We start from the raw sequence: 18,640 nt of genomic DNA on the forward strand, positions 1-18,640 counted from the left end.
AATCATACGACAGAGTATGTGTGATGAGTGCTCGTCAGGAAGGCCGCCCTCGAAAAGCCGTACCTCAGCGGGCCGCCGAATCCCGTCGCCGCCGCGCCAGCCACTCGGTCGCGGCGTCGACCGCGGGAACGAGCGGCACCAGGTAGGACCGGGCGTCGCCCAGTCGGCCCTCCCCGAAAGCCACCCGCTCCCTGACCGCCGCACCCAGCTCCGGAAAGTGGAGGTCGTCCAGGTCCACGCCCTCGAAGTCAACCCAGCGGGGTTCGCCGCCCACGCCGGGCAGCACACATGAATAGCGCCGCCGGGGCGGGTCCTGCACCCGGCAGTCGGCCAGGTGGTAGGGCGTGAACAGCCAGTCCTGGATGCCCACCAGGAGCACCGAGGCGTCGAGTTTGTAGAGCCTGGCGAGCGGGGAGTCCTCCCCCAGGTGGGACTCCAGCCGGTGCTGCTCGACGATCCACCGGGCCTCCGGACCGATCGCCGCGAAGGAGGTCTGCGGATGCGCGCTCCGGAGCGCGCCCGGCGTGGTCCTGACCTCCTCCGCCAACCGCCCGACGGTCGGCGAGCACGGCGTCCGAGCAGGATCGAAGGCCGGCATCCGGGCCCGGAACCCCCTGGCCTCCTCGGGATCAAGACCGGCCGTCGCCGCCAGGTACAGCGGCGAGGACAGCGAGTTCTCCGGAGTCGCGGTGTAGGCGACCAGGGTGCCCTCCGGCCCCAGCACCCGCCGGAGTGCCCGCACCACGGTCCCGGCCCCGCCGTCGACCGGGCCGACGCTGCGCAGCGAGGACTGCACCAGCAGTACGCCGCCGCGCCGTACCCGGGACCGGACCAGGTCCTCGACCAGATCGTGCTCGGTCCACACCGTCAGCCCCTCGCCACCGGCGCCGGACCCGGCCCGGCCGGACGGGTCGCACACGGTTCGTCCAGCCAGGGTGCCACGGTGGCCCGCATTCCGGCGGCGAAGCGCTGTCCCAGTTCGGTGAGGGAACCGGAACCGGCCACATCCTCCACCGCCTTGGCGGTGTGCCAGCGCCAGGTGTCGAACTGCTCCGCGGCCTGTTCCACCTGTTCCGCCGGCGCGCCCCGCTCCATCAGGTCGAGCCGCCGCGAACGCCAGTACTCGGCGACCGCCACATGGGCGTAAGTGCCCTGGAGCAGGCCTTCCAGGGGGCGCGGGTCGGGGCGCCAGGGCGGGAAGAACCTCGGCTTGGTGTCGGCCGGGTCGAAGAGGTCGTACAGATCGAGCACAGCTCCCAGCTTCACGTGCTGGAACTCATGGATGACCAGCAGCGCCAGCAGGTCCGAGGCCTGCGGATGGGCGATGCCCACCGCTCCGAAGGCCTGCCGCGCCGCCGCGCTGACGGACCGTCCGGCCGGTGCCGCCGCGAGCGGGGTGATGGTGGAGAGCCCGGCGGCCACGCCCTCGGTGTACCCGGGCAGGGTGCGTCCGAGCAGGTGCCAGGCCTCGGCGAGCCCGGAACGCCAGGCCGCCGCCTCGGCGGACGACAGGCGTCCGGCGACGGGGTGCAGATGGGCGTCCCGCTGCGGATCCGTGTCCTCCAGCGCCACCCGCCAGCCCGGCAGTTCGCAGTGCCGCACCGGCTGCCAGCGCGGGTCGGCCTCGTCGTCCTGGCGGATCCGCAGCACCTCGCCGGAGCTGGAACGCACGGTGAAGCCGCCGGGCTCCGCGGTGACCAGCGCCTCGGACGCGCCGTCCAGCAGCACCGCGCCCAGCGTGGGCAGCCGGAGCAGTCCGCCCCGCACCGGGACGACCACGCCCCGGTCCTGGCCGGCCAGCACTGCGGCGGCGGCGGCGATCTCGGCGATTCCCCCGGCGTCCGCCGCCGGGCCGCCGCCCTCGGGCTGCAGGCAGCGGAGGGCCCAGGCCCGGGTGTACGGGTGCGCCAGCACCGGATCCAGCGCCTCGGGCGCCTCAACGTCCAGCTCGGTGATCAGCCCCCAGGCCGCCCGGACCTCGCTTCCCCGCCCCGCTCGGTCGAACACCGCGGACAGCAGTTCACGGCTCAGGTCCAACTGGCTCTCGGCGAGCGCACGCACCGTCCCGGTACTGCCGTATCCGGCTGCCAGCTCCTGCAGTTGATCATCCGTCAGCGGCGCCGGATCGGGGACGGCCTCGCTCTGCGCCGGCACGGTGCGCTCCTTGATGTGGGTGACGAGTTCCAGCAGATCCGGACAGAAGACTGACGGGTTGTCAAAACCGGTGCCGGCGTGGTAGCGGTGGGCGTAGAGGCCGCCCCCGCAGGACTCCACCACGGGGCAGCTGCGGCACTGGGCGCAGAGGCCCTCCAGGCCGTGCTGACGGTCGATCATGCCCGGGTGCCGGGCGGCGGTGTCCAGATCGTGGGTGAAGATGTCGAAACCGGTGGCGGCGGCGCCGTCGAAGGCGGTCTTGAGGGAGTCGGCCTGCTCGATGGTGCCGTCGGTGTCGATCACCACCAGGTCGGCCGGATCCAGGCCGAGCGACTCGGTCAGGCTGTTCAGCCCGCGCAGGGTGCGCAGCACGGAGTCGAAGATGCGCACCGGCACCTGGCGGCCCTGCGCGTCCCAGCGTTCGAAGACGGCTGCCAGCCAGTCGGCGTACGGGGTCCGGGCACCGTCGGGCCGAAGCGGAGGTTCGTCCCATGTCGCGTGGGGTAAGAGGAAATCGACATGGGGCGGATCGAGGGCCATCAGGGCGTCGTACACAGCGATCGGGTCGTTGCGGACGTCGATGGTGCAGAGCAGACCAGCGTAGAGGTGGCGGTAGTGGGGCCGGTTCAGCAGAGCGATCGCCTTGAGCACCTTGGCGTGGCTGCTGCGACCGTCCGCATAGCGCCGGTGCAGGTCGTTGGCCGCCTTGTCGCCGTCCAGCGAAATGCCGACCTTGATGCCGTATTCGGCGAAGAGGTCGCAGAAGCGTTCGTCGAGCAGCACGCCGTTGGTGTGGATGCGCAGGTCGAGTGCGCACACACCGGCCAGGGCGCGGCTCAGTTCTTCGGCCGCGCGGCGAAGCCGCGGCAGACCGGCGAGCAGGGGCTCCCCACCGTGCAACACCACGTGTACGGCCTTGAGTCCGTGAGCCCTCGCGTGCTCAGCGATGCGTTCCGCGGTGCGCGCGAGCACCTCGTCGGAACTCGCTTTCGGACGGCCTCTCCAGCTGCTGTCGGCGTGTTCGTAGATGTAGCAATGGTCGCAAGCAAGGTCGCAACGACTGTGCATCTTGAGAACGAACTGACGGAAAGGCACCAAGGTAGTGTCCATGACGTAGCGGCGGGGAGCCCTCGGCAATCAGATGGACGAACTGAACGCGGCGACCTCGACGCGATCCTCGCCTGCGCCGGGAAGGATGCGCTGGAGCCTGAAACTCGGTGCGGCACCACCGCCCTTCACCATGCGGGCGAGAGGGGTACGGGTCGGCTTGACGGAAGCCGCAAGGGCCTCCGTGGGCTTGACTGCCACAGGAGTTTTCATTGACCGGAGCCCAATCAGGGGAAGGGATTGAATGACTCGGTGGTTGACCTGACGCGACGAAAGCTCGACTCCGGGCGACTTCATGATCAACCAGCTCCAGGAGACCCCCGGGGCGTTTTCTCGCGCGCGCGTTCAACCACATAGCTCAAAGAGGAACGTTACCCTTCCCCCAGGTCGGAGTATGTGGATTGGGCCATCTCGCGCTATAGCGACGCACGAGTCCCACTCCAAGGGACGCCTGGGCTCCGCTTCCTCGAAACCCTCCGGACCTGGCCTTTTGCCCCGGCCTGAATTTCATCCGGTCGAGTGATCTTCAAACTGCAGATCGATAACAATTCAGCATCACCACCCGCCTCACCTGCCCCACCCGTGGGCCCGGCCGGGAAGGGCTGAGACCAGCGTTCCCCGAGCCGCCTCCGGTACCCATACTGACAGGGTGCCCAGCCACCGCGGCGGGAACGGATATACGTCAGTTCCATGGCAGCGCAAGGCATCTCACGTATCATCACGCACACGTCGTACGCACGGCCGGACAAGCACGCGGCCGGAGGGGCTTGCGGAGCGGCACCTCAGGGCTCTGATGTCGTACTGGCGTGCCTCCGGTAACCCGATTGCGTGAACCGCGGAGGGGCGATTTCGTGTCTGCTGGGTCAGAGTTCACCGGTTCCGCCATCATGAGTGCCCTGTCGGAGGACCTGGCAGCGGCGGGGGGCACGGGTGAGGACGACGTCGCCTTAGGCACCCGCGGTCCGGCGCCCGGGAGCCCCCCTGTGAACCACATGTTCAAGAACAGAGCCGGACGCCTGCTGACCGTGAGCGAGTGGGGCAAACGCACCGGAACGCCGGTGTTCCTGCTGCACGGCACCCCGGGCAGCCGCCTCGGAGTGGCTCCGCGCCCCAGCGTGCTCTACCAGCTCGGTGTCCGCCTGATCGCCTACGACCGCCCGGGGTACGGCGGTTCCGAACGGCACGAGGGCCGCACGGTCGCGGACGCGGCCGCCGACGTCAGGGTCATCGCCGAGGAACTGGGCATCGAGGAGTTCGCCGTGGTCGGCCGCTCCGGCGGCGGTCCGCACGCGCTGGCCTGCGCCGCCCTGCTGCCCGACCTGGTGACCAGGGCGGCCGCCCTGGTGAGCCTCGCCCCCAAGGAGGCGGCGCACGGAGGGATGGGCCCGGCGTGGTTCGAGGGGATGAGCCAGGGCAACATCGATGTGTACCGGCGGGCCGAGCGGGGCATCTCCCATCTCGCCCCCGGCCTGACCGCGCGCTCCACCACCATCGGCGCGAACCCCGCCGCGCTGATCACCCAGTTGCTCGACGAGGTGGTGGACTCCGACCTGCAGGTGATCTCCGACGCCGGCATCCGCAGTCTGCTGAGGGACAACTACCAGGAGGCCTTCAGGGAGTCGGGCGACGGGTGGATCGACGACGCCATGGCCTTCACCCACGACTGGGGCTTCCGGGTCGAGGACATCACCGTTCCGGTGCTGCTCTGGCACGGCCAGGAGGACGTCTTCTCACCTGTGCGGCACTCCGTCTGGCTAAGGGAGCGCATGCCCGGCTCCACTCTGCGGCTGGAGCCGGGAAAGGCCCACTTCGACGCGGTCTCGGCCCTTCCCGGCCTGCTCCCCTGGCTCAAGCAGCCCTGAGCCCGCGGGGTCGGCGGCGTTGGCGCCGGCCTTGGCGTCACCAGGAGTGCAGCTCCAGCACATGGCTGATCCGCTCCCACCGCCCGACCCGCACCGTCTCCGGGTGCGAGCTCCCGAAGTTGCGGTTGCCGTCGAGATGCCGCAGCGCGGCGTCGTGCAGCAGTTGGGCCTCGTCGGTCTGGCCGAGCGCCCGCAGGGTCACCGCCAGGTTGGACCGGCAGGCCAGGGTATCGGGGTGGACCTCGCCCAGGGTCCTGACCATCCGGGCCAGGCAGGACCGCTCGCTCCGCTCCGCCGCCGCCAGGTCGCCCAGCTCCGCCCGTGCGTTGGCCCAGTTCACCTCCGCGCAGAGGGTGAAGGGGTGCTCCTCGCCGAGGTGGAAGCCCAGGTTCAGGGTGATCTCCTCACCCAGCGCCGCCGACCTCCGCAACCGCTGCGGCGAGGCTCCGGGCGCACGCAGGTAGACCGACACGTTGTCGCCACTGGCGAGGGCGTCGGGGTGCCGCGCGCCGAGTTCCCGGATGAGGTGCCCCCAGACCTCCTCGGCGCGCCGCAGCGCCTGCTCGTGCCTCCCCGCGCACCAGTCGTCGGCGGCGAGGTTCAGTCCGCAGGTCCAGGTGTCGGGGTGGTCCTCGCCGTAGCGCTCGACATAGCGGGCGTAGGTGTCCCTGGTCAGCTCGGCGGCCTGCTCGTAGGCCCCGAGAACGCGGTGCGAGACGGCGAGGCTCTTGGCGGTCCGCAGGGTCTCCGGGTGGCTGTCGCCCTTGGTCGCGCGGCAGGTGCCCAGCAGCCGCTCCAGGTCCCCGGCGGCCTCCCGGAGCTGCCCGCCGTCCCGCTTGTCACGCGCCAGGTAGAGCTGGGAGCTGAGCGTCCGGTCGTGCAGCGGTCCCAATGTCTGCCTGCGGAGGCGCTCGGTGCGCTCGTCGAACTGCTGGGCGCTCCTGGAGTCGCCCAGCAACCGGTGGTCGATGGCGATGTTGTGGCTCAGCGAGAGCACCTTGTCGTCCTCCTCGAGGAACAGCTGGAGCAGGCTCTCGTAGGTCTTCAGATCCCGGTCGAGCGCCTCCCGGTACATCCCCAGGGCGCGCATGCCGGCGGCCATGCCGCGCGCGGTCGCCAGCGTTCCCGGTTCCTCCTCCCCGAACAGCTCGCACTGGCTCTGCCAGGTGCGACGGTCCAGCTCCAGCGACTGCCGGTACTCCCCGCGGTCGCGCAGGATGTTGGCCCGCAGGCAGCGCAGCGCCAGCGTCTGCTCGTGCTCCTCCCCGAGGGTGCTGCTCCAGAGCGCGTCGATCCGGTCGGCCTCGGCGCCCGCGAGCGTGAAGTCCCCGCTGCGCCAGTGGAGTCGGACGAGATCGATCATCAACTGCCGGACCGCGGGGTTGTCGGAGGACTCGGCCGAACAGGCGGACAGGTGCGGGCGGATCTGCTCGAAGGCCGGCCTGTTCTCCGGGTCCTCCACCTCGCCGCCCAGGGGCCGCTGTCCGGCCAGGATCTCCTGCACCTCGCCCCGGACCCGCGCCTGCTCGTCCTCGGTCATCTGCAACCGCAGCAGGACCTGCAGCAGGCGGTGGACCTGGATGGTGCCCTGCTGACGGTCCACCTTGGCCAGGGAGAGGCGGCGGACAGCACGGACGACCGTGCCGAGCTGCACCGGTGACCGCGAACCGACGTCGTGTGCGGACAGGGCCCTGACCATCTCCGGGCTCTTGTAGACCAGTGTCTGCGAGAAGGCCTCCGGGCCGAGGAACACGGACATCTGCAGCAGCCGCTTGGCGGCCGGCCACTCGGTCTCCAGCTTCTTCAGCGAGAGGGCGAACGTGGTCATGATGGGCAGCGGGTAGTCCATGCTCGTGGTGTCACCGAACATGTCGGAGGGATAGGTGTCCAGGAGATCCAGATAGGTGTCCACGGACATGCCGGTGATCAACAGGTAGGCCGCGGCCTGTTCCACCGCCAGCGGCAGGTCGCCCAGCGCCTCGGCCAGCCGGCGGGCCTGGTCCGGATCCATGTCGACCACCCGGCGGCGCAGGTGGACCACGCTCTCCTCGGGGGTGAACACGTCCACCTCCATCTCCGCCGCGTACTGGTCCCAGACCTGGTTGCGCGAGGTGATGAGCACATGGCCCTGACCCCCCGGCAGGAAGCCGCCCAGGCTGGCCGGATCCTCCGCGTTGTCGAAGATGAGCAGCCATTTCGGGTAGGGCCGCCCCTCGGACAGGGCGTTCAGCACCGCTGTCGCGGCGTCGGCGTCGCTCAGGCTGCCGACCCGGAGCTCCAGCACCGTCGCCAGCTCCGCCAGCCCGGTGGTGACGGATCCCGGGAGTTCGGACGGAATCCACCAGACCAGGTCGTAGTCCGGCAGGTACCGGTAGGCGTACTCGAGGGCCAGCTGGGACTTGCCCACCCCGCCGAGTCCGTGCAGCGCCTGGGCGCCGTCCCGGGCGGAGCCGCCGCGAGCGGTGAGGCGGCCGCGCAGCCGGTCCAGTTCCCCGGCCCGGCCGGTGAAGTCGGCGTTGCGGCTCTGCAGGTTGACGATCACGGCCCGCTGCCCGGGGTAGCGCGGTGCGTCGACGGCCTCGACGGCCGCCCGCACCTGCCGCACCGATGCGTCGTCCGCGCCGACGTGGTGCAACAGCTGCTCCGCGGCGAGCACGGCGTTGAGCGAGGGCGAGGACAGGTCCAACGGGGCGGTATGGCCGGCCGGGACCCCCGGCTGCACCGCGCCGAGACGGAGCCCCACCGTGCGGGCCCGCGGCCCGGCCAGGTGGCCGGCCGCCAGCGGGCCCCAGACCTCTCCCGCCCGCGCGGTGCGCTCGAAGTGACGGGTCAGCAGGGGCATCGAGACCAGCTCCTGGTCGGCTTCCCCCTCCCCCTGGGCCTGCGGGTCGACCGGTCCCTCCGGCTCGGCGTCGATCCTGGACGCGGTCACCGGGTAGCCGGCCCGGCCCAGGACGAACGCGACCCAGTCGGCCCACATCTGGTCCTCGGCCGCGTACCAGAGCTGGAACGCGGCATTGGCCTGCCCGTTGACGGCCTTGCGGACGAACCTGGCGACCGTGCTCTCGCGCAGATCCGCCGACATCTCCGGAAGCCCGCTGACCTCGCCCCTGGTCAGCTCACCGACCAGCCGCTCGCACGCGCCCAGCACGGTGCTGGGCACGCCGGGCTCGTCCCCGAAGGTGGCCAGCACCTCCTCGTAGGCGTAGAAGGCCCGGTAGGGGATCTCGACCGAGCCCCAGTACTGCATCGTGGAACTGAAGGTGTGGAGTTCCTTGGGGAAGCCGCGGAACCGCTGGCGGGCCACCGCTCGACCGCGGTCGGCGCGGTCCTTCTCGTTCTCGTCGACCCGCATCGGCACCGGAAGGATCCTGATGTTCCGGTCCCCGAAGCGGCTGTCGATGAGCCGGGCGACCCCGGCGGCCCCGTCGATGCTCTGGTCGCTGAGGGTGAAGCACACCACCAGGTCGTCCGGCAGCTGCTGGGTGCAGATCTTGGACGAGTCGCTCAGGCCGGTACGGCTGTCGATGAGGGTGTAGTCGTAGGTGCGGCCCATCTCCTCGCGCAGGGCGTCGAGGAAGGTCCCGCCCTCGTAGTCCTGGTAGAACTGGTCCCAGTTGAGGCCGTTGAGGATGGTCGAGTAGTCCTCGTTCTGCTTGCCCGCGGAGATGAAGTCGATGCCGCCCCGGCCCGGGAAGGGCCAGTCGAGGCTGGTGGCGTGGCTGGACACAGCCGCGTAGCCGCTCTCCTGCGCGTGCTCGGGCGTCGGGCCCGAGTCGATGGCCCGTTCCAGGTAGTTGTTGATCATGTTGACCACGCCGCCGGTGGTCGCCAACCCGCGCTGGTCCAGGAACGGGTGGAAGAACCGGGACAGCCCCGGCGCCTCCAGGTCCCAGTCCACCGCGAGCACCCGCTTGCCGTTCGCAGCGAGGATCCAGGCGGTGTTGGCCAGCGTCATCGTGCGCCCGGTGCCGCCCTTGTAGGAGTAGAACGTCACCACCCTCCCGGCGCGGCGGTCGCTCGTCTCCTGCGCTGTGCCATCCATCGCGGACCTTTCACCTGGTTCGTGGTTCTGAGGTGGGGGTGTCAGCGGCGCTGGGCGAAGAACGCCTGCCTCGCCTGCTCCAGTGCCTTGGGCAGCAGGTCCGCGAAGGAGGAGGCGTCTGGAATCCCCCTGCGCAGCTGTGCGAAATCGGGTTTGGGTCGTCCCAACGCGCGGTCCAGGGTGGTGAGGGTCAGTTCCTGCAACTCGCTGTCGAACACCTGGGCACCGGGTATTCGAGGGTTCCAGGGAACCATCACCGCCAGCGGATGCCGGCGATTCCGGTTGTACGTCAGCAGTAGATCCCGTAACCGGGTGCTCCGCAGCGCCCATCGGTCCAGCAGCAGCAGTTCCGGACCTCCGAGGCGGTAGGACTCCGATTCCTTGCCGGCCGTCTCCTCGAAGTCGTCGACACTGGTGACATGCCAGTTGCGTTCCAGCACCAGCCTGCCGGCGAGTTCCGCGACCGGCGCCGCATCGGCAGCCCCGTAGGGGAGCCAGTCCTGGGGCAGATCACCGTAGCGGGTGGCGTCGCAGCCTGGCGGCAGGGCGTCACGGCTGCGGTAGGCCAGCACATTGATCCGCAGGCTGCGCGCCAGCGGATGGTCGGGCCACGGCCTGGGCCCGCACTCCAGCGCACCCGCCGCACCCGCCGCCAGATCCACCTGCTCGGCGGCCGTGTGCACCGCCTCGGCCACCCGCTCCACCCCGTTCGCGTACTCCTCGCGCAGGCGCGGCCTGGTGAGTGCCGCGCGCAGGCCGTCCGCTCCGTACTGCCGGGCCAGGGCCCGCCGGTCCAGGCCGGCCCGCCCCGGGTCGTCGGTCCACAGCCGCTCCCACAGCACCGGCACCACGGCCTGGCGCGGGCTGCCGCCGGGCGCCAGGCGCTGGTGGAACGCCGTCCATTCACTGTGGCACTCGAGATCGGTGAAGTAGTCGGGCGAGCACAGCGCGACCAGCACCCTGCACCGGGACAGTGCGGTCACCCGCCGCTCCCGGCGGAGCGCCTCGCTGCCACCGGGCACATCCATGAACCCGTGCGCCTCCGGGTCGGTGCTGCCGACGCGGTCGAGGAGCGCTCTGACCAGATCCGCGTGGAACCTGGCCACCCAGGTGTCCACCGACGGCGAGTTGCGCCTGTGCGCATAGCTCAGGAAGAACCATGGGACGGCTCCCCCGGCGCCTGTGCTGTCCAGCACGGCAGTTACCGATCCCTTCCCCGTCCGACGCAGCGTCAGAAGTCCCTCTCGACAACGGTAGCGCGCATCCCGGCCGCGAAGAGGTCGCCCGCCGGAGACAGTGCCCCGGATTCCAGCAGCGAGCCCGCCACGGCGTCGGTCCAGTCCCGGAACCGCTCGCTCCGCCGCTGTGCCCGCGCGCGGTCGCGGCCGTCCAGGAGGCCGGCCCTGGCGTGCCAGAAGTCGCCGAGGGCGAGGTGCGCGTAGGCGCCCTGCAGCGCGCCCTCGACCGGCCGCCGGTCCGGGCGCCAGGGGACGCTGAAGCGCCCCCGGTGGCCCCGGTCGTAGAGGTCGCCCAGGTCCAGCACCGCCCCCAGCTTCACATGCTGGAACTCGTGCAGCAGCAGCTCGGCGAGCTGTTCCGGGGAGCCCGGCCTGGCGATGCCCACCGCGCCGAACGCCGAACGGGCCGAGGCGCTGAGGAAGCGTTCCGCCGGGGGCCGCACCAGCGGGGTCAGCACCGACAGCCCCGCGCGCAGACCCGAGGCGTACCCGGGCAGGCTCTCGGCGATCATCGCCCAGGCGCCCGCCAGCTCCTGCTCCCAGCTGGACAGTTCCGCCGGGTCCAGCCGCCCGGTGACGTCCGTCCGGTAGCAGGCACGCTCGGGATCACCGTCCGCCAGGGCGAGTTGCCAGGCGGCCTGCCCGTCGACGGCCGGCATCCGCAGCGATCGGACCGGCTGCCAGCCGGGCTCGTCCCGGTGCAGCCGCAGCTGCTCGCCCCCTGCGGTCACCCGCCACTCGCCGGCTTCCACCACCACCCGGTCCACGGCTCCCACCCGCAGCACGCCCAGGGTCGGCAGCCACAACAGCCCGTCCCGCACCGGAACCTGGATCTCCGCCGCCGCTCCGGCCCGCAGCGCCATCGCCGCTGCCACAGAAGCGAGTTGGGCCGGTTCCCCGGGTTCCTTGCGACCGTTCAGCAGGGCCCGTTCGGCCCAGGGCCGCAGATAGGGGTGGGCCAGGACCTGATCCACCGCCTCCGATGCCTCGTCGCTGAGGCGGAGGACGAGGTCCCAGGCCGCGGCGACCAGGGGGTCCTCCCCCGCTCGGCGGCGCAGGTTGTCGAGCAGGACGCCGTTGATGAAGCGCTCGGCGTCGGCCAGCTCCCCGATCGCCCCGGGGCTCCCGGGCCCGGCCGCGAGCTCGCGCAGTCGGCTGCCGCCCAGCTCGGCCGGGTAGCGGGCGGGCAGGTCGGCCGCGGTCTCCCGGTCCTGCGCCATCCGGCCGATGAACTCCTTGAGGTCGGCGCAGTAGACACTGGGGTTCGCGAACCCGGTGTCCAGTCGGTACCGGTGCGCGTAGAGGCCGCCGCCGCAGGAGCGCAGCACCGGGCAGGACCGGCAGGTCGCGCTCAGCCCCGCCGCTCCGCGCCGGCGGTCGGCCAGCCCGGGATGCGCGGCGGCCTCGTCGAAGCTGTGCTGGAAGACGTCGAGGCCGGTCCGCGGGGCCCCGTCGTACGCGGTCTTCAGCGAGTCGGCCTGCTCCAGGCTGCCGTCGGTCTCGATCACGACCAGATCGGACGGTTCCAGCCCGAGCGACTCGGTCAGGCTGCTCCGTCCCTCCAGGGTGCGCAGCACCGAGTCGAACATCCGCACCGGCACCGCACGGCCCTCCGCCTCCCAGCGGTCCCGCACGACCCCCAGCCACTGGGCGTACGGGGTGCTCGCCGGGCCGTCCGGGCGCAGCGGCGGCTGCTCCCAGGTGGCGTGGGGCAGCAGGAAGTCGATGGCCGGCGGGTCGAGCTCACGCAGGGCCGCGTAGACGGCGAGCGGATCGTTGCGGACGTCGACGGTGCAGAGCAGCCCGGCGTACAGGTGGGCGTAGCGGGGCTGCCGCAGCAGGGCCACGGCCCGCAGCACCCGGTCGTGGCTGCTGCGCCCGTCCGCGTAGCGGCGGTGCCGGTCATTGGCCGCGCGGTCGCCGTCGAGGGAGATCCCCACCCTGATCCGATGGGTGTCGAAGAGGTCGAGAAAGGCCTCGTCCAGCCCCACCCCGTTGGTCTGGATACTGAGGTCGAGCACACAGCGTCCGCCGAGCTCCTCCCGCAGCGACTCGGCCGCCAGCCGAATGGTCGCCAGCCCGGCCAGCAGCGGCTCGCCCCCGTGCAGCACGACACGCACCACGGGCAGACGGTGCGCGAAGGCGTGTTCGGCAATCCGCGCGGCGACCACGCGCAGCGTCGCCGGCGTGACCTTGCGGGGTTTGTCGCGCCAACTGGTGTCGGCGTGCTCGTACACATAGCAGTGGTCGCAGGCCAGATCACAGCGGCTGTGCAGCTTCAGTACGAACTGCCGGAACACTGCCGCGTCGGATTCCATCGGGTTACCGCGGACCTCGGTTCAGATGGAGGAATTGAAGGTCGCGACCGCCAGGCGGGTCTCTCCGTCCGCCGGCAGCACCCGGGCCAGCAGCCGGGAGTCGTCGGCGACCACGCGCTCGTGGAGCTGCCGCATGGGCACCGGCCCGGGCGACCGCCGCGCCGGATCGGCCGTACCGGATTCAGCAGAGGTGGATGCGCTCATCGAGTACCAACCTTCAGCAGAGTGGAGAACCCACAGGACTCATCAGGACGCGTGCCGATTCCTGCAACAGCGTCGCCGGACCGGGCACTCGTCGCAAGGTCCCGGTCGCCGATGGACCGGATACGTCCCAAAAATGCGCGACTTCCGGCCAGAACCGTCCACCGCGTCACGGGCAGAGCCGCTGCACCGTCCAGCCCTCGCCCACCGCCGCCGCGTCCTCCCGCTCGTACCGCAGTCGGTCGTGCAGGCGGTTCTCGCGGCCCTGCCAGAACTCCACGCTGGCCGGGGTGACCCGGTAGCCGCCCCAGAACGGCGGGACCGGGACGTCCTCGCCCTCCGGGTAGCGGTCCGCCAGGTCCGCGTAGCGCTGCTCCAGCTCCTCCCGGGAGTCGATCGGCCGGGACTGCTCGCTGGCCCAGGCGCCCAGCTGCGAGCCGTGCGGGCGGCTGCGGAAGTAGGCCGCGGTCTCCTGGCGGCCGACCCGCTCGGCCCGGCCCTGGACGATCACCTGGCGGGACAGCGGGTGCCACGGGAACAGCAGCGCGACCTGTGGATTGGCGTCCAGCTCGGTGCCCTTCCGGGAGCCGTGGTTGGTGTAGAACACAAAGCCGCGCCGGTCGTACCCCTTCAGCAGGACGGTCCGTACGCTCGGCCGGCCCTCGGCGTCGGCGGTGGAGACCACCATGGCGTTGGGCTCGTCCAGTCCGGACTTCGCCACCTCGGCGAACCAGCGGTCGAACTGCTCCATCGGCTCGTCGGCGAGCGCCGACCGGTCGAGGCCCTCCGCGGTGTAGTGGCGGCGCATGGCGGCGACCGCCGAGGAAGGGGCGACAGGGAGCGAGGGTTCCGGAGGCTGCACGTGCCACATCATCCCCCACCTGATCCCCCGCCCGGCGTCCGGACGTTCTTTTCATCACTACAACATCTCGATATCAAGAGATAAGGTGTCCGGATGAATCCCGCCCCCGTGCGGGGTATCACCCTCGCGTGGTCTGGCGCATTGCACCCAGTGCCTGCCACCCTGACACTGCGTGCCACACGCCAACTGCCTGCCACACGCATGCCACCACCGCGCAACCGCGCGACACGTCCAGACACCGACGACTTGGCCACACCACAGTCACCGACGTCAGATCCAGAGGAGCCGCCTGATGTCCGATTTCGTACCCGGACTCGAGGGAGTCGTAGCGTTCGAGACGGAGATCGCCGAACCCGACAAGGAGGGCGGCTCGCTCCGCTACCGCGGGGTCGACATCGAGGAGCTGGTCGGCCACGTGTCCTTCGGGAACACCTGGGGCCTGCTCGTCGACGGCAAGTTCAACCCCGGCCTGCCGGCCGCCGAGCCCTTCCCGCTGCCGATCCACTCCGGTGACATCCGGGTCGACGTGCAGTCCGCGCTGGCCATGCTCGCCCCGGCCTGGGGCCTCAAACCGCTGCTCGACATCAGCCCCGAGCAGGCCCGCGACGACCTCGCCCGCGCTGCCGTGATGGCCCTCTCCTACGTGGCGCAGTCCGCCCGCGGCCAGGGCCTGCCGATGGTCCCGCAGAGCGAGATCGACAAGGCCGAGACCATCGTCGAGCGCTTTATGATCCGCTGGCGCGGCGAGCCCGACCCCAAGCACGTCAAGGCCATCGACGCCTACTGGACGTCGGCCGCCGAGCACGGCATGAACGCCTCCACCTTCACCGCCCGGGTCATCGCCTCCACCGGCGCCGACGTCGCCGCGGCCCTGTCCGGCGCGGTCGGCGCCATGTCCGGACCGCTGCACGGCGGCGCCCCCTCCCGGGTGCTCGGCATGATCGAGGAGATCGAGCGCACCGGCGACGCCTCCGCGTACGTCAAGAACGCGCTGGACAAGGGCGAGCGGCTGATGGGCTTCGGCCACCGCGTCTACCGCGCCGAGGACCCCCGCGCCCGCGTGCTGCGCCGCACCGCGATGGAGCTGGGCGCGCCGCGCTACGAGGTCGCCGAGGCGCTGGAGAAGGCCGCGCTGGAGGAGCTGCACGCCCGCCGTCCCGACCGGGTCCTGGCCACCAACGTGGAGTTCTGGGCCGCGATCGTGCTGGACTTCGCCGAGGTCCCCGCGCACATGTTCACCTCGATGTTCACCTGCGCCCGCACCGCGGGGTGGAGCGCGCACATCCTGGAGCAGAAGCGCACCGGCCGCCTGGTCCGCCCGGCCGCCCGCTACCTCGGCCCGAGCAGCCGCAGCCCGCACGAGGTCGAAGGCTTCGACGACATCGCGCGGTAACTTTCACGCAAACGGCCAGTAGCACCACCCAGGGGCGCGGGGAACTGCGCAAACAGCAACCCGCGCCCACCGGTGGGCCGCCCCTGAACCCCTGGTGTCTCAAACGGCGGACCTCCCTCTGCGGTGCTGACGGCAGCCGCTAGGCTGCCCCCGTGGCTGAGATCCAGATCCCCGCTGACATCAGGCCCGTAGACGGCCGTTTCGGCGCAGGTCCCTCCAAGGTTCGCCCCGAGGCGCTCAGCGCCCTCGCCGCGACCGGTAGCTCGCTGCTCGGCACCTCCCACCGCCAGGCCCCGGTGAAGAACCTGGTCCGGCGCGTGCGCGAGGGCGTCAGCAGCCTCTTCTCGCTCCCCGAGGGCTACGAGGTGGTGCTCGGCAACGGCGGCTCCACCGCCTTCTGGGACATCGCCGCGTTCGGCCTGGTGCGGGAGAAGTCCCAGCACCTCAACTTCGGCGAGTTCTCCTCCAAGTTCGCCGCCTCCACCAAGGCCGCGCCCTGGCTCGCCGACCCGTCCGTGATCAAGTCCGACCCGGGTACGCACCCGGTGCCGGTGGCCGAGGCCGGCGTGGACGTCTACGCGCTGACCCACAACGAGACCTCCACCGGCGTCTCCGCGCCGATCGCGCGGGTGGCCGGCGCCGACGAGGGCGCGCTGGTGCTGGTGGACGCGACCTCCGGCGCGGGCGGCCTCCCGGTCGACATCACCGAGACCGACGTCTACTACTTCGCCCCGCAGAAGTCCTTCGCCTCCGACGGCGGGCTGTGGATCGCGGTGTTCTCCCCGGCCGCGCTGGCCCGGGCCGCCGAGATCGCCGCCTCGGGACGCTACATCCCCCCGTTCTTCGACCTTCCGACGGCCATCGACAACTCGTCGAAGGACCAGACGTACAACACCCCGTCGCTGGCCACCCTGTTCCTGCTCGGCGAGCAGCTGGACTGGCTGAACGGCAACGGCGGCCTGGACTGGTCGGTGGCCCGTACCGCCGACTCCTCCTCGCGGCTGTACGGCTGGGCCGAGAAGGCCTCCTACGCGAGCCCGTTCGTCGCCGACCCGGCCGAGCGCTCGCAGGTCATCGGCACCATCGACTTCGACGACTCGATCGACGCGGCGGCCATCTCCAAGGCCCTGCGCGCCAACGGCATCGTGGACACCGAGCCCTACCGCAAGCTGGGCCGCAACCAGCTGCGGGTGGCGATGTTCCCGTCCGTCGACCCGGCCGACGTCGAGGCGCTGACGGTGTGCATCGACTATGTGATCGACCAGCTCTGATCAGAACCTGACTGAGGGGCCGTCCGGCACCGCCGGACGGCCCCTCAGTCATTTCAGTACGAGGGCTCAGCGCACCAGCGCGCCGATCACGACGGCCAGCAACAGCAGCACCAGGGCACTGCTCACGATCCTGCTACGAGTCTTGGGGTCCACGGTCCGAGCGTACCTCCGCCGGGTCGGCCGCCCGCGTGGAGCCCCTCACCACCAGGGTGGTCGGCAGCGGTTCGGGCGACGGCGGGGCGGAGCCGCCGATCAGCGCCGCCAGCAGGTCCACCCCGGCCCCGCCGAGCCGCTCGCCGGGCAGGTCCACCGTGGTCAGCGCGGGCGCCAGCAGTGCCGCGGCGAGGATGTTGTCGATGCCGACCACGGACAGGTCCTCCGGGATCCGCAGGCCCAGCTCGGCCGCCGCGTGGTAGAGCCCGGCCGCGACCACGTCGTCGTCGCAGACCACCGCGCCGGGACGGTCGGCCCGGGCCAGCAGCTCCCGTCCGGCGGTCCGGCCGGCCTCCAGGCCGCCGTTGACCGACACGCCGACCTCCACCACCGCCAGCCCCCGCGCGGCCCGCTCGAACCCGGCCTGCCGGGAGCGGAAGGTGTGCGCGGAGTCGGTCGACCGCAGATGGCCGATCCGGACGTGCCCCAGCTCGCGCAGATGCCCCACCGCGGCGGCCATGCCCCCGGCCACGTCCAGCTCCAGGGTCCGGCGCAGCGGCCGCAGCGGGGAGTCGGCCGGGCCCGGCTCGGCGTCCAGGAAGACCACCGGGACGGCCTCGGGCAGCTCGCCGAGCTGGCTGTCGTCCGGGGAGCAGAGCAGCAGGCCGTCGAACTGGCCGGTGCCGTGCACCCGGGCCAGGGTGTCGCCGTCCCAGCCCGAGCTGGCCACCACGGTCAGGCCCAGCGCGGCCGCGGCGCTCTGCGCCCCGTCCAGCACCCGGGCGAAGAAGGGGCCGAGGATGTTCGGCACGGCCAGGTGCAGCAGGCCGGTACGGCCGAGCCGGAGCTGTCGTCCGGCCGCCTGCGGCTGGTAGCCGAGCTGCCGGGCCACCGCCCTGACCCGCTCCCGGGTGGGCCCGGAGACCCGGGCCCGGGTCAGCTCGCTGTCCGAGAACACCAGCGAGACCGTGGCCTGGGAGACCCCCGCGGCCTGCGCCACATCACGCCCGGTGGGGCGGGCCCCGGTCACCGGTTTCAGGCCGTGCCCTGCTCCGCGCGCACCGCGTCGTCGAGGGCGTCCTCGGCGGCGTTCTGGGCGGCGATGCGGTCCTTCATGCTGCCGCCGCCCCTGGCCCGGCGCTGGTCCAGGCCGGTGGTGATCTGCTCCGACACCTGGTCCCGCTGCTTGCTCAGCAGCACATAGCTGAGCAACCCGGACACCAGCAGGGAGATCATCAGCAGCAGCAGGACGCCGGATCCGCCGGCCATCACCGGGAAGATCTTGAAGTGGGCCAGCATCAGCGAGACGAAGAAGCAGGCCCCGAAGATGCTGAACCGCATGGAGGTGTAGCGGAGGGTGGCATGTGACTTGCTGCTCACGGCGCTGGGCTCTCTTTTCCGAGCGGTTGTGGACGACCCGTCCAGTACAGCACGGGGGACGGGCCGATCTTCAGGAGGGGGCTGGCTGCGGCCGGGTGGCGGCCGGGGTCAGCGCTGTCCGCGCAGCTCCAGCCACATCAGTACGTCGTCGTACTCCTCGTCCGGGGCCACCCGGATGGCCCCGGGGATCCGGCCGACCTCCTTGTAGCCGCTGCGGCCGTAGAAGGACTCCAGGCCGCGGCCCCCGCGCAGGGTCAGCCGCAGCCCGGCCAGCCCCCAGCCGCGGGCGATCCGCTCGGCCTCGGCCAGCAGTAGGCCGCCGTAGCCCGCCCCCTGGTGCCGGGGGTGCACCATGACCCGCTTGAGCAGCCGCCAGTGCGCCGTCAGCTCGAACCGGGTGTCCTCGAAGAAGAGGCAGGCGGCGAGTTCCCCGGTGCGGTCGTCCCGGCCGATCAGCAGCCGGTCGTGGCCGGCCGCCACCCCGGCGAACTGTTTGTCGGCGGTCGGCAGGACCCGCTCGACGGTGACCGGCGGGACGAAGCCCACGGCCCCGCCGGCGTTGCTGACATCGGTCCAGAGCTCGATCAGCTCGGCCCGGAGGGCAGGGGTGAGCTCCGGGTCCAGCGTGAAGAGAAGTGCCATGTTCCTTGTCCGGG

General features: G+C 71.5%; 13 protein-coding genes. 3 read left to right on the top strand and 10 right to left on the bottom strand.

All coding sequences use genetic code 11. The annotated features are described in order from the left end of the window. Positions 1–64 precede the first annotated feature (64 nt). Positions 65–919: an AAC(3) family N-acetyltransferase gene (locus tag ACXKR8_RS21315; RefSeq protein WP_458274471.1), complete on the bottom strand. Its 855-nt coding sequence runs from the start codon at positions 917–919 to the stop codon at positions 65–67. Continuing rightward, positions 868–3,264, bottom strand: coding sequence for an FxsB family cyclophane-forming radical SAM/SPASM peptide maturase (locus ACXKR8_RS21320; RefSeq protein WP_458274472.1), 2,397 nt, complete (start codon positions 3,262–3,264; stop codon positions 868–870). Before ACXKR8_RS21320 ends, ACXKR8_RS21315 begins: the two co-directional genes overlap by 52 nt. A gap of 989 nt (positions 3,265–4,253) precedes the next feature. Between ACXKR8_RS21320 and ACXKR8_RS21325 the strand changes: the two genes are divergently transcribed. Then, complete coding sequence (locus ACXKR8_RS21325; RefSeq protein ID WP_458274473.1) at positions 4,254–5,123, top strand: alpha/beta fold hydrolase; 870 nt, start codon at positions 4,254–4,256, stop codon at positions 5,121–5,123. Between the two features lie 37 nt (positions 5,124–5,160). On the opposite strand, the gene fxsT is transcribed toward ACXKR8_RS21325, so the two are convergent. The 5 genes from fxsT to pdxH all read right to left on the bottom strand — a co-directional run bounded on the left by fxsT (position 5,161) and on the right by pdxH (position 13,796). Then, positions 5,161–9,168, bottom strand: a complete 4,008-nt coding sequence (gene fxsT, locus ACXKR8_RS21330) for an FxSxx-COOH system tetratricopeptide repeat protein (protein WP_458274474.1) — start codon at positions 9,166–9,168, stop codon at positions 5,161–5,163. Positions 9,169–9,209: 41 nt separating this feature from the next. Beyond that, positions 9,210–10,364, bottom strand: coding sequence for a TIR-like protein FxsC (locus ACXKR8_RS21335; protein WP_458274475.1), 1,155 nt, complete (start codon positions 10,362–10,364; stop codon positions 9,210–9,212). 35 nt (positions 10,365–10,399) lie between these two features. After that, a complete protein-coding gene (locus ACXKR8_RS21340) occupies positions 10,400–12,724 on the bottom strand; it encodes an FxsB family cyclophane-forming radical SAM/SPASM peptide maturase (RefSeq protein WP_458274476.1) in 2,325 nt (774 codons plus the stop codon). A gap of 21 nt (positions 12,725–12,745) precedes the next feature. Further along, positions 12,746–12,928, bottom strand: coding sequence for a hypothetical protein (locus ACXKR8_RS21345; protein ID WP_458274477.1), 183 nt, complete (start codon positions 12,926–12,928; stop codon positions 12,746–12,748). A gap of 166 nt (positions 12,929–13,094) precedes the next feature. Beyond that, positions 13,095–13,796 (bottom strand): pyridoxamine 5'-phosphate oxidase, encoded by a 702-nt coding sequence (pdxH, locus tag ACXKR8_RS21350; RefSeq protein WP_458275048.1) that lies wholly within the window; start codon positions 13,794–13,796, stop codon positions 13,095–13,097. Between the two features lie 283 nt (positions 13,797–14,079). Here pdxH and ACXKR8_RS21355 point away from each other — a divergent pair, with 283 nt between their 5' ends. Both ACXKR8_RS21355 and serC read left to right on the top strand, forming a co-directional pair. Further along, entirely contained in the window at positions 14,080–15,180 is a 1,101-nt protein-coding gene (locus ACXKR8_RS21355; protein ID WP_458274478.1) for a citrate synthase 2, read from the top strand. A gap of 152 nt (positions 15,181–15,332) precedes the next feature. Beyond that, a complete protein-coding gene (serC, locus tag ACXKR8_RS21360) occupies positions 15,333–16,451 on the top strand; it encodes a phosphoserine transaminase (RefSeq protein ID WP_458274479.1) in 1,119 nt (372 codons plus the stop codon). 133 nt (positions 16,452–16,584) lie between these two features. Here the strand turns inward: serC and ACXKR8_RS21365 are convergent, their stop codons facing one another. The 3 genes from ACXKR8_RS21365 to ACXKR8_RS21375 form a co-directional block, all read right to left on the bottom strand. Continuing rightward, complete coding sequence (locus ACXKR8_RS21365; protein WP_458274480.1) at positions 16,585–17,634, bottom strand: LacI family DNA-binding transcriptional regulator; 1,050 nt, start codon at positions 17,632–17,634, stop codon at positions 16,585–16,587. A 5-nt stretch (positions 17,635–17,639) separates the two neighbouring features. Then, positions 17,640–17,984: a DUF4229 domain-containing protein gene (locus tag ACXKR8_RS21370; RefSeq protein ID WP_458274481.1), complete on the bottom strand. Its 345-nt coding sequence runs from the start codon at positions 17,982–17,984 to the stop codon at positions 17,640–17,642. A 108-nt stretch (positions 17,985–18,092) separates the two neighbouring features. Then, a complete protein-coding gene (locus ACXKR8_RS21375) occupies positions 18,093–18,626 on the bottom strand; it encodes a GNAT family N-acetyltransferase (protein ID WP_458274482.1) in 534 nt (177 codons plus the stop codon). Between the last annotated feature and the right edge of the window lie 14 nt (positions 18,627–18,640).

Source organism: Streptacidiphilus sp. PAMC 29251 (assembly GCF_054208735.2).